The sequence below is a fragment of the Streptococcus parasanguinis genome, from assembly GCF_019929185.1.
Classification (GTDB): Bacteria; Bacillota; Bacilli; order Lactobacillales; family Streptococcaceae; genus Streptococcus; species Streptococcus parasanguinis_O.
Map to the genome: position 1 here is coordinate 42657 of NZ_JAHZPC010000003.1, position 15380 is coordinate 58036.

The window sequence follows — 15380 nt, forward strand, 5'->3', positions numbered from 1 at the left end:
TTTTCCTCTGTTTCATTTTTTCTGTTTCCTTGTTATAAACACTTGTTACTAAAAATTGTAACACAATCCAGTGCCAAAGAAAACACTTATCAGATCTAAAAGGACTGAAAAACCTCTATTTTCAACAGGAAAATAGAGGCTGTCAGTTAATCTTTCAAGGCTGAAAATAAGCCGGCTAGAGCAATCGCTCCTGAGATCATCGCGGTGGAAAGGAGCAGCACATTGTCTGCCACCTCTAGCTTGTACTCAAAGACTTTTTCAGCAGGTTTGTCTTCTGCAAAAATTTCTACCTTCATATTTCATTCCTTTCTTAGTTATCCTCCTCACCCAGATAGAGGCGTCGCGCCTCTGGGCTGTTGGTAAGAATATTGAGATAGTTTTCATACTCATCGGGCAGGGGCTTTCCTAATGAGATATCTAGCTCTGGATTCACATTTTTCCCAAAAAGAAAGCAGAGATAGAGACGTTCATTGAGCGTTGGAAAAACTTCGAGAGACATGAGCTCAGCCTGCCCTACTCGCTCCCAATCCTGTTCTTGTATATCTGGTAGGATATAGGCTTGGAAGAGTCCCATCAGAGGATTATCCACTGGTTGACCACTTTCCTTGTCCGCCTGAACCAAGGAAAGCCGTTGGCCAAAACCAGCTAATTGGCGCTCCCGTCCCTTCACCGAGACCGTAATTGGGTGCCCACCCATATGGCTATAAATCCATTCTTTGGGTAATCGATAATCTAACAGGGGCTCAAGGTCTTTGACAATCGTTACAGGACTAGAGCGTAGAAACTGACGAGTGACTGCTTTACAAAAGAGAATATTCTCCTCTTTCAAGGTCACTCCCTTCCAGCTATTTTCCTGCTTGAAATGGTTAAAAAACACTAGATAGGGCTCTCGCACCATTTGTGCTAAGACATAAACGCCGTTTCGTAGGCGAATGGAAATGACTTTCCCTGACTTCCAGGGTATTGCTCTTTTTTTCTTTTCTATCATTAGCCAACCTCAAACCTCGCTTCATTGCTAACATAAAATATTTTTAAACTGTTTATGATAACGAATCTTAAGTACGCAGGTCCTTCATCAAGTCTGAGACCGATTCAAAGGGCTGACTCAAATTTCGATTTTGCTCCACATCCGTTACGACTTGGAGCAACTTCTCATGATCGTCTAATTTAACATCAAAAGGTAAGCCCTGATATTGAATAGCCTGACGGAGGAAAATGTTGATAGCTGTTGTCATATCCATTCCCAAATGATTAAACACCAGTTGGGCCTGCTCCTTAACCTCACTATCCAAACAGATACTCATGCTCGTCTTTGACATATTCTCACCTTCTTTCTATAGACTATTTTAACAAAAAGAAGGTTATTGTAAATCCATTGGATATACGATAGCATCTTAAAATTGATATTCAAGGTAATTCTTATAACTTACTTCCTATAAATTTTTTGACCATAGGTAAAATTTCTTTTTCCAATCCTTTTATTTGATCCGATTCCCATTTAGTTTTTTCTGTTATGCTAGCCATTATTTGTAATTTTAAACTCTGACGATCAAAAATTCCTTCCCACTGTTTATATTTTGCACTCGGAACTAAATTCCCAAATTTCGAATTTTGACTATCTGTAATGATACAAAGGTTCCCAAAGGAGTGTAAGAATTGATCATCCATTTTCTCAACTCTTTCATCACTATTTGGATGTTGTGGAAACCAATGCTCTATAGAACGACGATAGGCAAATTTAAACTGATCAAATTTTATACTTTTATACTTTCTTCCTAATTTTTCACGGTTTTTCCATAAGATATAATCAACAAAATTGAATGCATAAACAGGAATATCACCATATTTTTTGAGCACATCTTCCTCGGTGAACAATCTTCCCTCAGCATATCTTACAGCCATTATTTCAAGAAAATCCTTAAAATAAGAACCAAATTCCGGTTGATCTAACTCTTCAATATGGTTGAAGAGGAATTGCAAACTTTCATATAACCAACGACTATCACGATTGGCAGTAAAAGTCACAGCAAACATAGATTGAAGAAGAATGATGTTTTTGTTAATTTCTGAATCTGAAAATGTATTCTTAGTAAAGCGTTCTTCAACTATGTAATGCTCTTTTGCTTTTCCATTTGGCTGGTATTCATAATAAGTCCCCTTCTGCAAAAACCATTCATCCTTATTTCTGCTTGAAGAATCCATATTTGAATTTCTAACAATGAAATTATCAAAAATATGTTTCATTCTAAGAAGGAATTCACTGAATTCAATAACCCAAGTCTCATTTTTATTTTTTATATCAAATAGAGTTAAGAGTTTCTTATCATCTAACTGAACCTCACTGGTATCCTTACCTTCCCAAATCGCCAATACATGGAGTAAGAAGGTCGGAAAATCAATAACTTGGGTATAGTCACCACAATCTTTTTCCTCTTCTATAATTTTTTCATTGACCTTTTTCCCTAATATATCAGATAACTTTCTTCTTTCATTTTGATAAAAATCAATATCATCATAAATATTATGAAATGAGTAATTTGAAAAGTGCCATCCGAAAATACGTTCACGCTCCTGAAAATTATCTGCCCTCTTCCGCCTCATCTTAAATTGACTTGCTACCGGCTTATCAAACTCCGCGCAAGCATCCCAGATTCTCGCAAATTTTTGGGCCGTTTCTTGGTCTTCTCCAAATTTAGCTATCATTTGTGCCTTAAGAATTTCATGAGCTTCTAGTTGTTCTCCTCGAGAGTTGAAACGTTCGAAATAAAGATTTAAATCTAAATCTTTAGGAAGAATACTACGAAAAATGATGACATTATCAAAAAGATAATGAAATAAAGGCTGAGGATCAAGCTGGCGCTCCTCTATCACTTTTTTCAAGGCATCTTTAGCATGTCGGTAACCTCTAGTTAACTCATTTTCATCGTCCTCTGAAATTTTTTCCTTGGTAAACAACTTTTGGATATTCTCGTTTGACTTCCTCCTAGCTGGAAAAGTAAGATTGACAGCTTTCAATCTATCAAAACTAAACTCATGTTTCAAAGCTAAGGCAATCAAATTAAGAGCTGTTGTTCGTTGTTGACCATCAATGATTTTGAAAAGACCATTCTCTTCATTAACAACTAATGTTCCAATATAATAATTGTCTCTCTTTTCTTGAAAAGCATCTGCCACATCGTTCAATAATTGTTCAATTTCATCATAAGTCCAAGCAAAATTTCTCTGATAAAGAGGAATAGCATAGGTATCTTCATTTAACAAACGGTTAACGGATAAGCTTATATGTGTTTCTACCATTTATCTTTTTCCTCTTCTATAATTTGTTCCATCGTATAATTTTCAAATAATTCTCTATCTATCTTAACCATGAAATCATTCGGAGTTACAGCATGGGCTAAAACTTGAAATAGTTTTTGAACTTCTCTTTGTCTGAACTTCCCGCCTGCAGCGTAGTTTCCTACAGTAGCGTCATATATGGCTCGAGACTTCACACGGGGGTAGTAAGCCCAAATAAACAAGGTTTCTACTATTTCCTTTGATAGCTTATCTTTTCCAAATCTCTCCGCAAAGAGAGAACAAATGTTTAGAAACAGATTGTGGCACTTGCGATAGCGCCCCTTTGAACTATTGTAAATTTTTAACATACCTTCAGGGTAATCTGAACCATTTTCTTCACTCTTAGGATCATTAAAAATTCCTAACTGTTTATTTAAAACATCTATATGATCTTTAATCATTTGATGAACAGATTCAATATATTCAAAAAATTTGCTTCCATCTATGATTGGCATAGTAATTGACATAGGGAAGTTTTCAATATGACGATATAATTCTAGGTATGGAAAATTCTGATTTAAATCAACACCTTTAAAATCGTCAATAAAATCTTCTGTAAAACGCAGATAAGAACCATAACGCTTGTTAGTTAGCCCTGTTTCTCCCCTAGACCAACGTCTCATACGGAAAAGATGCTTATCAAACAGATCTTTCAGACTTAAATCGTCATCTTCCACAAACTGCTCCCATTTCTCAACAATTTTTTCATCTTCTGAGTCTTGTTGACGCAGATGATAGGCTTTGAGTAAGTCATGAGGTTCTAAAGATTTTCCACGATTATTCTGAGAATCAAATAATTGAAAGGCTTCTGCCAAACGTTCCTCTGGCATGATGATACAAGAAATAGAACAATTTTCCAATAAAAATTCGCAAATTTCTTTTGCCTGGCTTGTACCTACCAATTGAGTTAAATTTTCCCACTCGTAATAATTTTCGCTTGCATGATAGCAGGATATCTCTCCAAATTCAGCACCTAAAAGTTGATTAGCACCTTCATAATCCTTTAACTTTTCTAATGAATGAAGAAACAAGGAAATAGAAATTAGTCGTTGTTGCCCATCTACAATATCTAAGTATCCACCATTATCATGAAAGATAACAGAGCCAACTTGATATTCCTTTTTTTCCATAGCATCTCGTAAATCATAAAAAAGATTACGAATATGCTTTCTGTTCCACTTATAAGGTCTTTGATAAGAAGGAATCCGCAAATTCCCTTCTTTCAATAGCTCTCCAACCTTTTTTGAAGTAAATTGAATACCCATTTCATCCGCCTTTATTGTATTTTTAAAAAACTACAAATTCATATGAATCTGTAGTTAAGAGTGGCTAATTCTTTTGAATAAAAATCATTTATCCATCAAAACAAATCATCAAACAAACTCAACTGGTTATCCTCTGGCATATTGCCAAGAATGCCCATCTCATCCATCTTTTCAACCAGGGTGGACGAAACACCACCACGCTTCCGGAGCTCGGTCTTAGAAAGGAATTCTCCTTCTTCACGCGCCCGCACGATTTGCTTGGCAACGTTCTCTCCTAGACCATCCATAGCGACAAATGGTGGAATCAGGGTATCCCCATCGATCAAGAATTCTGTCGCCTGGCTGCGATAGAGGTCTAGCTTGCCAAACTTGAAGCCCCGCTCCCACATCTCATTGACAATCTCAAGGGTGGTGTAGAGATCGATCTCGACGTTAGAGGCTTCGTTGTTCTTGCGTTTCTCAGCGATTTCCTTCATCCGCGCTTTCACGGCCTCAAGGCCTGCGCCCATAGTCTTGATGTCAAAGGCCTTGGCCCGAATCGAGAAGTAAGCACAATAGTAATAAAGTGGATGATGCACCTTAAAGTAGGCCACACGAAGGGCCATCATAACATAGGCCGCCGCATGGGCTTTCGGGAACATGTACTTGATCTTACCACAGGACTCGATGTACCATTCAGGAACATTGTTTTCCTTCATGGCTTGGATGTAGCCATTGCGCTCTTCTTCTGAGATTTTGAGCCACATGCCTTTCCGCACCCGCTCCATGATGGTAAAGGCCATCTTAGGCTTGAGACCCGCGTGCATGAGGTAAACCATGATGTCGTCCCGACACCCGATAACGGTCGATAGATCGGCAATGCCCGCCTTGATCAAGTCTTGGGCATTTCCCAACCACACGTCGGTACCGTGAGACAGACCAGAGAGCTGAAGTAACTCGGCAAAGGTCGTCGGATGGGTTTCATCGACCATGCCCCGAACGAAGTTGGTCCCAAACTCTGGAATTCCCAGCATACCCGTAGAGGTCCCAATCTGCTCAGGAGTTACTCCTAGAACGTCTGTCCCAGAAAAGAGAGCCATGACGTCTGGATCATCCATAGGAATTTCATTGGGGTCAATGCCTGATAAGTCTTGAAGCTTGCGAATCATGGTCGGATCATCATGTCCCAGGACATCGAGCTTGAGGACGTTCTCATCGATATCGTGGAAGTTAAAGTGAGTAGTCTGCCATTCAGCTGTCACATCATCTGCCGGATACTGGACCGGAGTAAAGTCATAGACATCCATATAGTTTGGAATAACAACAATTCCCCCCGGGTGCTGACCGGTCGTCCGTTTTACCCCAGCTGCACCAAGAGCCAAGCGCTCGACCTCGGCATCTCGGTAGTACTTGCCATAATCACGCTCATAGCCCTTGACAAAGCCGTAGGCAGTCTTAGCTGCGACCGTACCTACCGTTCCTGCCCGGAAGGCATATTCTTCCCCAAAGATATCCCGGACATCCAAGTGGGCACTCGGCTGGTCTTCCCCAGAGAAGTTCAAATCGATATCGGGTACCTTGTCCCCATCGAAACCAAGGAAGGTTTCAAAAGGAATATCCTGCCCGTTTTTGCTGAGCTTGTGGCCACAGTTTGGACAATCCTTGTCCGGCATATCAAAACCAGATCCATAAGAGCCATCTGTAATGAACTCGCTGTACTGGCACTGGCCACAAACATAGTGAGGGGAGAGCGGATTGACCTCCGTGATCCCGATCATGGTCGCGACAAAGCTGGATCCGACGGATCCACGCGAACCAACCAGGTAGCCCCGCTCATTGGAGCGATGCACCAGCATTTGCGAGGCCAGATAAATCACGGCAAAGCCATTCCCCAAGATAGAGGTTAATTCCTTTTCAATCCGCAGATCGACAATATCAGGGAGGGGATTGCCATAGATCTCAAAGGCTCGCTGATAGGTCAATTCCGCAACCGTCTCTTCGGCCTTATCGATAAATGGCGTATAGAGGTCACCCTTGACCACTTCGACCGGCTCAAAGGTATCTGCTAGCGCATTGGTATTTTCAATAACGATCTTGCGCGCCAAGTTTTCTCCCAAAAAGGCAAATTCATCCAGCATTTCATTGGTGGTTCTAAAATGCGCTTTTGGCAGGGGCGCTGGCTGAGCATTTTCTCCGTGCCCGATGGTCCGGTTGATCATGGCCCCTTGACCGAGACTGCGGACAATGATCTCCCGATAGATCTCATCTTCCGGTTCCAGATAGTGGACATTTCCTGTCGCAAGAACAGGCTTGCCAAGGCGATCTCCCACTTCGATCAAACTCTTGATAATGGTCTGGAGCTCGTCCATGTCCTTGACCTGCTCCTTAGCAATGAGGGGCGCATAGATAGCCGGTGGCATGACCTCGATAAAGTCATAGTACTTGGCCACTTCGACCGCCGCATCCACCCCTTGCGACATGACCGCATCAAAGACTTCCCCTTCTGAGCAGGCCGATCCGAGGATCAAGCCCTCTCGATGGGCATCCAGCACGGTCTTGGGAATCCGTGGGACTCCTTCGAAATACTTGGTTCCAGAAAGAGAGACCAGTTTAAACATATTTTTAAGGCCGGTCTGATTCTTGACATAGAGAGTGGCATGCTTGACCCGAGCCTTCTTATAAGAATTCTCATCGATCAAATCGATATTCAGATCCTTAAGATTGGTCACCCCATGCTTTTCAGTGGCTTCTTTGATAAAAATAAAGAGCAGGCGTCCCGTCGCTTCCGCATCGTAGTTGGCCATGTGGTGGTGCTCCAAAGCGACCCCAAAGCGCTTGGTCAAGGTTCCCAAGCTATGCCATCTAAAATCAGGGTAGAGGTTGCGGGCAAATTCCAACGTATCGATGACCGGCTGGGTAATCGTTGGTAAGCCATGACGCTCATAGTTCGCATTCATGAAGCTCATGTCAAAGGTAGCATTGTGGGCGACAAGAACCGTTCCCTCACAGAAGGCCTGAAATTCCTTCAATACCTGCACCAAAGGTTTAGCCCCACGGACGTGCTCGTTGGTGATCCCTGTCAATTGGGTCGTATAGGCGGACAGAGGATGCCCTGGATCGATGAACTCGTCAAACTCCTCAATGACATTGCCCTTGTACATCTTAGAAGCAGCGACCTGGATCAAGTCATTGTAAACGGCTGAAAGTCCCGTCGTTTCCACGTCAAAGACCACATAAGTCGCTTCATTGAGGTCCAGATCCACCTCGTTATAGGTGATAGGCACCTTGTCCTCTACGATATTGGCTTCCATCCCATAGATCAGCTGGATTCCAGCTTTCTTGGCTGCTTTAAAGCCATGCGGGAAACTCTGCACATTGCCATGGTCGGTGATGGCCACAGCCTTATGCCCCCACTCAGCTGCCTTGGCGATCAGCTCTTCGACTTCTGGCAGGGCATCCATCGTCGACATATTGGTATGCGCGTGGAATTCCACCCGGCGCTCGCCTTCTGGCATTAGGTCCTTGCGGGCATAATGGACGACTTCCTGGATGTCTTGGACATTCATGGTCAAGTCGCGCGTGAAATTGTTCATTTCGATATTTCCCCGCACCCGTAGCCAGCTGTTCTTCTTGATCATGTCAAACTTCTGGGCTTCTTCCTCATTTTTGACCCATTTCTGAAGGGAAAAACTCGAGGTATAGTCGGTCATCTTAAAGCTGATCAAGACCCGACCGGTCCGTGTCACCTTGTGCTCCACGTCAAAGACCACACCCTCAAAGACAATCCGGTTCTCTTCTGTTGTGATCTCGATCATTGGAGTGATCTCAGCCTTGTCTAGCTTAGGTTTAGCTGCAGCTTTCTTAGCTTTGAAGTCAAAAACTGGCTTTTCTTCAACTGCTGGTGGCGGAGCCATCTGGGCCAAGGATTCCATAGCCCGCAAAGTCTCTTCATTGGCTGCTTGGAAGATCTTTTCATTTTCCTCCTCAAAGCGCGCCACTTCTTGCTCTGTCAACTCCTCATCAGACTCCACCCGACAGGTGAAATGCGGAAAACCAAAGGCTTCCAACTGCTTGGCAAGATTGGGCAAATGGTTCTTACGAAAATGCTCCGTATCAACCGAAGAAGGCCCAGAGATGATCAATTCCTGCCCTTCCGCACGCACCTGCAAGTCTTGATAAAGCCCCTTAAAACCTTGACTAGCACAAGGTCCTTCCTCAAAAACCTCCCGGTAGTAGGCCTGCAATAAATCATCAGAAAAGTCCTGATTGGCCACTTGGATGGTAAAGGTCGCCTGGTTTCCTGTCTTTGAAAATTCATCCTTCAAGCGCTGGCGCAATTCCTTAAACAAAGCAATCGGCAAGACTTCCGCAAAAGCAAAGCGGAACTCCCAAACCCGACTGACCTTGTGCACCACGACTTCTTGAATCTCCGCATGCAAAAAGGCACTGGAAGATCGCATCTCCAGCGGCATATCCAGCTGATCCATTAAAATTTCAAAGGTGTTGGACATTGTTTCTCCCTTGATCTTGATTCTTTTGCTCGCTTTTGAGTGGCCCGACTCTAAGCAAAAACAGACCAATCAAAAACATTCGTAACCCTTATTTTATCACAATTTAAGGATTAATTCGAGGGAGAAGTGAAGACAAAAAAATCACCGATAGGACGGTGATTTCTCGACGATTGGTCAACAGCAGGCAATCCTGATCATTCCTCACTTGTTGCCTCTGTTTCTGAGCTGGGGCTTGGTGTCCGAAGCAGGTCCTTCATCTGAGACTGGACGGTTTCTCTCGAGCTTTGTTCTTGCTTTTGGATATTCTCCATAGCAGGCTGCAACTTCTGCCGGATTTCCACTTCCTCCTCTTGCTCTTTTTGCGTTTGGAGAGTCGGACGATACATGGCAAAGAAAGCCCCGATAACCACGAGCAACGCAATCAGGCTCACCCCATAACGTTTTGACTGTTCCTGAGAATCAACCTTGACGCCTTTGACCGACAAGTCCTTCCACTCCGGATGCTCTTTCTCACAGGCATCTTTCTTGGTCTTGGTTGGCATGACCAAGACTTGGTTCATCAAGGAAATCATCCCCATAACCACGAGCAAGTAGGGAATATAGCGCAATTGATTGAAGATCATAACAATCAATAACACCAAACCGATCCCCGCAATTCCCACATTAAAAGCAAAACGCATCAAAAATTCTTTTTTCAGCTGTAAATAAGTTTCTTTAGACATCGGTCACTCCTTATCAATCATTTATACATCATACCGAAAATTAATTTGAAGAGCAAGTTCGTCACTAGGTGGAGAAGGTTGAGAAAGGACATAGGAATAAATCATAGTTCTCTCCTTCTCATTTATAACATTTTCCTTAAATTATGCTATATTTTAAGGAAAAAATGTGTTAGTAAGGGATAATATCATGAGAACATTTCACTACTCCACCATCAAAAATGAAAAACGGGACTCGGAAATCCTTGGTTTAGTGGCTACGATCTACAGATACGAGATCCAGCGAAAAGGCATCGGAAGAACCACAAAATATAAGAGATTAAAATAAAGCCTTAAAATCCTTAGGAAAGCAACTGTCAGTGATGCAGTTTTTTTGTAAGTATTGGAAAATCCATCAACTGATCAGAGGCATTAAGATTTTCGAAATTTGAATAAACTAAAAAAACTAGACTACGTATCTCCTTGAAATTCAAAAAGGAGAGAACCATTTCGTTTCTCTCCAGGTTGTAACTTTTCATCAACCCACTACAGTTGACAAAGAGCCAAACAAGTCCCACGCAGGCTATTTCAATGGTGATACATAATCATCTGGAAGTTTGCCTCTCCAGTCAATCCACATTTGCTCAGCAATCGGAATTAATCTTTTAAGCTCTTCCTGAGTAAATAATTCTCTAGTTTCAGGTAAATCAATTAAAGATGTAGGGCTCTCTTCTATGAATCGTTTCTCACTAGCCTTCTTTTCTTCTTCTGTAGGTGGCCAACGATCGTTCTGAGCTTTAAAATCAACTTCACGTGCAGTTCTCTTACCTAATAGATATTCATCAAAATCAGAAGGATTAATTTCAAAGACACGACGAACTGAAGCTACCCCAAACTCTCCAAAAGTATAGTACTTCCCTTCATGTGTTCGAAAGTCATAATCTTTAGGTGACTCAATCTTATCAAAAGTATCAAATTCTTCCCATGGTATTTTAGTTAAACTCATCTTAATTACCTCCTAATTTTCTAATTGTAAATTCCCCCCACGGCACTTCATCAATAACTGCTTCTGGCATATTTCCTGGGAAAGTTTGTCCTCCTGGTTTCCAAAAGCCATCAAAAGCAGAATCTTCATTTCCGCTTGGAATTCTTGGATTTTTAACAGATTCTGGTGGAATTTCAATAGCCACAGGAGAAGAACCTAGATCTCCTCGATGAAGCCCTAATATGTCTTCCAACAATTCAGGGTCTCCTTTAGTTACTTTAATCAATGTTTCTCCAGCTTCTTTAGGCATAACAAAGGCAACATGATCTTTTGGATTACCAATTGCTCCATTATTGTATCCACCTTCTTCGGGTGTGAATTTCTGAAATTTAATAGCTCCATTCTCAAATTGTTGTCTGTGTGCTTTTATGTATTCTGAACTATAAACCTTTTCGATGTTTGGACGATCATTTTTCGGTATTGATAATACACTTTTAGCTGTGTTACCAGGGCGATATTCCACCTTAGGTGCATTCTTAGAAATATTAAAAATTAATTCCCTTTCCGCAGGAGATAATTTATTAAAGACTTTCTCTATATATCTTTCTCGAGTTGAAAAGTCTTTAAACCCTGAACTCTCCCTTGCAAGTTTACTTTCTTCAAGATTCTTCAGGATTTGTTCCTTGTTATACTTCGGTGTTTCGACATCGTGGACATTCTTCACCTCTGGAACATCCAAATCAACCTTTGATTTAACTGTTCCTACATGATAAACCGCTTCACCCTTTATAGTAGATAAATCTTTCGGTTTTGTCAACACATCAATATCTGGCATCTTGGATTTTGGAACCACAGTTGTTGTTCCAGCCATTGCTTCAACTGGTTTGATTTTCGGAACTTCTACATCAACCTGAGGTTTTACTGGCACCTCCAAATCCACCGATTTAGCTGGCTTGAATTTTGGTGTCTCAATATCTACATGAGTATTGGGAACTGTAACTGTATTTGGCCTATCTATTTTCTTAAACATTTTTGAAGTATCAAATTTAGGTTTAGAAATTTTAGCCATAGCTGACTGGAAAGCCCCCAAATTATCAAGAAGATCAATTGTCCCAGTAGCAATATCTGTTGTATTCTTTACCCAACCGTAGTTTTTAGCAACAAAAATTTCGTCTTTGGTAGCTTTCTCCCCTGTTGATGGATTTTTCCCTGTTTTTAAAATATATTGATTACGTTTATTCATATAATCTGGGTCGCGCCAATCAACAGGCTGCTCTTTCATCAACTGATTATATCTATAATATGCATAATCTTTCTTTGCTCTATCTGCTTTTGACGAAAAGATGTAATCAAACTCAATTCCTGTTCTTCCATTCATAAATTCAGGATGTTCAGAACTAAGTTCACCCAATGTTTTTGAATCAATTTTCTTTCTATCTGAAGTTTTGAGGTTAGAGAACATCTTTTGATTTCTTTTTCTTTCTTGTAAAGTTTCTTCTCCACTAGCTTCTTTAAATTTACAAACATTGTAAATATAGGTAGCTTCCTGAAAACTGATACCTCCCTGCGTATATACAAACTGACCAGTTTGACGATAGTGTTCGTATTCGTTAACAATCCCTCCATATTTTTTCTGTAAATCGGCAAGACTAGATTGACTAACTTCAATTTCGAATTTTCTGCTTTTCAAAGGTTTAGATACTGATTTCGGTACTGAAACATCTGGATAATCTTTATAATAACTAAGTAAAAAGTCAAGTTCTTCTCCACTTAATTCTTTTCCCTTATTTGCTTTCCCAATAATCTTCTTATAATTTTCCTGTCTCTCTACTGTACTCAACACAATGGTATTTATTTCTAAATCAGGATATTTTGCTGCAAACTCTTTGGCAAACTTCCTTTCGTCACTCGTTAATTGCTTTCCTTCAACAACTTTATCTACAACTCCCCTATAACGCATCTCCTCAGCTTTTACAGATCGCACTTCTTTAGTGTATTGTAAAATTTCCTGATCCACCACTCCTGGATACTCACTATTATAACGTTCAATTGCTGTAAGATCAGATTCTGTTAGCTCCTCCCCGTTAAATAATTTCTGAAGAGCCTTATCATAAGCCTCTTGCATGCTTACTGCACGTGCTTCCCATTTTGTTGCAACAATGTCAGCCCAATCCGTACTGGTTGTACATTCAAATGTCCCTGCAGCAAATGAGACACCAAGGGTGTGCTCTGCATCAGCAATTCTACCAGCGGCATCGTTTGCTGCAATGTTAGCTGAAGCAGAAGAATCATTAAAAGCTATTAAGTGTTCTAATTTCTCGTTAGCTGCTCTAATTTGTTCATCCAGTGTAGATGCTTGATCACGTAAAGAGTTTAGAGATTTTTCCTGTTCACTACTGAGCGTATCCTTTCTTTCTAAACTTGCAATAGAATAACTGATTTGTATGCTAGCACGGGATGCCGAACTAATTTCCGCTCGAAGCTGCTCCTCGTCTAAATTCTCTGCACCACATAGCGATGCATAAGTATCAGCAAGGTAATCCGCGGCATCTGCAACAGCTTCAGAATAAAGGATACAAGCCTGATAATAGGAGACCATAATTCCTGATGCATAAGCACGCGCTGCATCATAGCCTGCGCCTTGTAGGTCATATGATCCACTAAATGTACTAAAGGCACTGATCAGTTGCTGGTAGCCTGCGACACGTCCCTGAGAAGCGCTTGATGTCGTAGAAGACATCGTCTGAAGGGCACCATAGTTTACTTTAACCATCTATCTCTTCCTTTCTCAATGCTTTGCTGAACTATACAGTTCTTCGCTACCTGAGCCTCTATGATTATTGATATATCCTGCAATCGAAGCATCTGTCGTCTGGAACTCTGCATGAATTCCATGGAGTACTTGGATAAAGTCGATCGCCCGCTCCTTTGCTTGCTCACCGGCATTTTTATCACCATCAATATTGGCTGACATTCCTTTCTGGCCTTGATAAACATTGCCATCATCTTTGGTCCCAGTAGCAGAGCTCACTGAATTTGACGCAGACACAATGCTATCCGCATAGGAATGAACTGTATCATTTGATTGAATTGCCATAGAAAATTACTATCCTTTCGTTGAAGGGGGGATGTTCGGTAAGGAAGTCGTCGAATACTAATATTTTAAATAAAGTATTTATTGACCTATTTATTATTCGCTATTGCCAATAATAAATTGCTGACGCAAACCTTTACTTGTCGTACATCCTGTTTCATTGTCTACTGTTGAAAAGTCGTCAGATTTAAAAAATAAATCTCCATCAAACAAGCCAAATATGAAACTCGGTCTTTCTTTAGAGCTTTCACCTCATGCATGACAAAGTCACATGAAAGGTTACAGAAAACTCTATAAAGCTAGGACCATTTTGTAATTCGTTCTGTTTTGCTTGAAGTTAACTTTTCCTTTTGCTTGGACTGAACTCAGATTTTTAAATTGATCTCACTCATCCAATGCCATAATATTTTTAAATGTTATTTTCTTTCTCCACTTAATTAAGCGAAAAACAAATACCACTAAAAAATATTACCTTACTATCATACCTGAAATTACTTTGAAAATCAAATTAATTACTAGTTAGAGAGAGTTAAGAGGATGAAAAAAGAGAGAACCGCGGTTCTCTCTAAAATCTATTTTGCTTCGCTTCTTTTTCAGCCAGCTCATTTATAAGTTGAGAGCGTTTCTTTTGAACTATTTCAAGCTGACGCTCTGTCTCACGATACTGCTGTTTAAGTTGCAACTCCTGCTCGTCTAAATCTAAAAAGAGTTTTCGAGTTGTCTCATCTATCTGTTTTAGTAGTTGGATATAAAAGGAGCGGTGAGAAGGTGTTACCCCCATCAAGAGTAAATCATTGAGCTGATAAAGAGCATCTCCTTGAGAATACTCAAGATCTTCACGCAACAGACGAAGTGCTTTTTGCTCATCTTGATTGTCCTCTAACTGCAGATCCAACCTCATCTGATCCTTGTAAAGTACGTCCAACTTCTCTTGTTGTCTATTTTGTTTTTCCATTGATAGGAGAACCTCCAATAGCTAAAATCACTAAAATACTTATCCGTTATTTGACAATACCTTTTTGTATCCTGATTTTTCAGTGGGATAAAACATCTCACTTGATATAATTACCTTCGGAAAAAACTACTCTTTCATAAAATGGGTTGTGCTATGCAGGGAAATCGTTGAATTGTAAATTGGTATTCTCCACCATTTTTCGACGAAAATGTTGATCAGATGTCGTTTTTCCTCCTTGGATATACCGTTCTTGACGTTGCAATCCAGTCTCCGGCGCTTTCGTATACATAGTCTGACCAATTGAATTAGCCATAGAGTCATCTGCTACTCTGAAAGATTCACCAACATTACACAAGAATTCATCCAAAGATCCAATTGTCTCCTTCATTTCAGAAGATAATTTTTTTAAACTATCTGTTGCATTTTGAATTTGTTCTGTAGCACTAGAATCAATGAAATCAGAAGCATTATTTTCTAACTCAGAGCTCAGATCACGAAAAGCACCATTTACCCTATTTAAATTATCAGGATTAATATTCTTTAGGTTCTTATCCATA

Annotated in this window: 12 protein-coding genes; all 12 read right to left on the reverse strand. The window is 40.6% G+C overall.

The features are described 5' to 3' along the window. Nucleotides 1–146: 146 nt before the first annotated feature. The 12 genes from K1I56_RS02860 to K1I56_RS02915 all read right to left on the reverse strand — a co-directional run bounded on the left by K1I56_RS02860 (nucleotide 147) and on the right by K1I56_RS02915 (nucleotide 15379). On the reverse strand, nucleotides 147–296 hold the full coding sequence (locus tag K1I56_RS02860; RefSeq protein WP_118228571.1) for a hypothetical protein: 150 nt from the start codon (nucleotides 294–296) through the stop codon (nucleotides 147–149). Between the two features lie 14 nt (nucleotides 297–310). Then, the gene (locus K1I56_RS02865; protein WP_215195223.1) at nucleotides 311–988 is read right to left on the reverse strand and encodes a hypothetical protein; all 678 of its coding nucleotides are present in this window, start codon (nucleotides 986–988) and stop codon (nucleotides 311–313) included. A gap of 67 nt (nucleotides 989–1055) precedes the next feature. After that, a complete protein-coding gene (locus tag K1I56_RS02870; protein ID WP_223325199.1) occupies nucleotides 1056–1319 on the reverse strand; it encodes a type II toxin-antitoxin system RelB/DinJ family antitoxin in 264 nt (87 codons plus the stop codon). A gap of 100 nt (nucleotides 1320–1419) precedes the next feature. Further along, nucleotides 1420–3297, reverse strand: a complete 1878-nt coding sequence (locus K1I56_RS02875) for a DUF262 domain-containing protein (protein WP_223325200.1) — start codon at nucleotides 3295–3297, stop codon at nucleotides 1420–1422. Beyond that, entirely contained in the window at nucleotides 3291–4601 is a 1311-nt protein-coding gene (locus tag K1I56_RS02880) for a DUF262 domain-containing protein (RefSeq protein WP_223325201.1), read from the reverse strand. Before K1I56_RS02880 ends, K1I56_RS02875 begins: the two co-directional genes overlap by 7 nt. Before the next feature lie 95 nt (nucleotides 4602–4696). Then, nucleotides 4697–9091, reverse strand: a complete 4395-nt coding sequence (locus K1I56_RS02885; protein WP_223325202.1) for a PolC-type DNA polymerase III — start codon at nucleotides 9089–9091, stop codon at nucleotides 4697–4699. 194 nt (nucleotides 9092–9285) lie between these two features. Next, nucleotides 9286–9813: a hypothetical protein gene (locus tag K1I56_RS02890; protein WP_223325203.1), complete on the reverse strand. Its 528-nt coding sequence runs from the start codon at nucleotides 9811–9813 to the stop codon at nucleotides 9286–9288. A gap of 559 nt (nucleotides 9814–10372) precedes the next feature. Continuing rightward, nucleotides 10373–10795 (reverse strand): hypothetical protein, encoded by a 423-nt coding sequence (locus K1I56_RS02895; protein WP_223325204.1) that lies wholly within the window; start codon nucleotides 10793–10795, stop codon nucleotides 10373–10375. Between the two features lies 1 nt (nucleotide 10796). After that, nucleotides 10797–13547 carry a hypothetical protein gene (locus tag K1I56_RS02900; RefSeq protein WP_223325205.1) on the reverse strand — a complete coding sequence of 917 codons (2751 nt, stop codon included), beginning with the start codon at nucleotides 13545–13547 and terminating at the stop codon, nucleotides 10797–10799. Nucleotides 13548–13562: 15 nt separating this feature from the next. Further along, nucleotides 13563–13871 (reverse strand): TIGR04197 family type VII secretion effector, encoded by a 309-nt coding sequence (locus K1I56_RS02905; protein WP_223325206.1) that lies wholly within the window; start codon nucleotides 13869–13871, stop codon nucleotides 13563–13565. A gap of 562 nt (nucleotides 13872–14433) precedes the next feature. Beyond that, on the reverse strand, nucleotides 14434–14823 hold the full coding sequence (locus K1I56_RS02910) for a hypothetical protein (RefSeq protein ID WP_223325207.1): 390 nt from the start codon (nucleotides 14821–14823) through the stop codon (nucleotides 14434–14436). A 151-nt stretch (nucleotides 14824–14974) separates the two neighbouring features. Next, the gene (locus K1I56_RS02915; RefSeq protein ID WP_223325208.1) at nucleotides 14975–15379 is read right to left on the reverse strand and encodes a hypothetical protein; all 405 of its coding nucleotides are present in this window, start codon (nucleotides 15377–15379) and stop codon (nucleotides 14975–14977) included. Nucleotide 15380 lies beyond the last annotated feature (1 nt).

Bases quoted from the DNA above. Each gene is read 5' to 3' on its own strand.
- K1I56_RS02890 (WP_223325203.1), bottom strand. From the start codon at position 9,813: ATGTCTAAAGAAACTTATTTACAGCTGAAAAAAGAATTTTTGATGCGT.
- K1I56_RS02885 (WP_223325202.1), bottom strand. From the start codon at position 9,091: ATGTCCAACACCTTTGAAATTTTAATGGATCAGCTGGATATGCCGCTG.
- K1I56_RS02880 (WP_223325201.1), bottom strand. From the start codon at position 4,601: ATGGGTATTCAATTTACTTCAAAAAAGGTTGGAGAGCTATTGAAAGAA.
- K1I56_RS02905 (WP_223325206.1), bottom strand. From the start codon at position 13,871: ATGGCAATTCAATCAAATGATACAGTTCATTCCTATGCGGATAGCATT.
- K1I56_RS02910 (WP_223325207.1), bottom strand. From the start codon at position 14,823: ATGGAAAAACAAAATAGACAACAAGAGAAGTTGGACGTACTTTACAAG.
- K1I56_RS02870 (WP_223325199.1), bottom strand. From the start codon at position 1,319: ATGTCAAAGACGAGCATGAGTATCTGTTTGGATAGTGAGGTTAAGGAG.
- K1I56_RS02900 (WP_223325205.1), bottom strand. From the start codon at position 13,547: ATGGTTAAAGTAAACTATGGTGCCCTTCAGACGATGTCTTCTACGACA.
- K1I56_RS02865 (WP_215195223.1), bottom strand. From the start codon at position 988: ATGATAGAAAAGAAAAAAAGAGCAATACCCTGGAAGTCAGGGAAAGTC.
- K1I56_RS02895 (WP_223325204.1), bottom strand. From the start codon at position 10,795: ATGAGTTTAACTAAAATACCATGGGAAGAATTTGATACTTTTGATAAG.
- K1I56_RS02915 (WP_223325208.1), bottom strand. From the start codon at position 15,379: ATGGATAAGAACCTAAAGAATATTAATCCTGATAATTTAAATAGGGTA.
- K1I56_RS02860 (WP_118228571.1), bottom strand. From the start codon at position 296: ATGAAGGTAGAAATTTTTGCAGAAGACAAACCTGCTGAAAAAGTCTTT.
- K1I56_RS02875 (WP_223325200.1), bottom strand. From the start codon at position 3,297: ATGGTAGAAACACATATAAGCTTATCCGTTAACCGTTTGTTAAATGAA.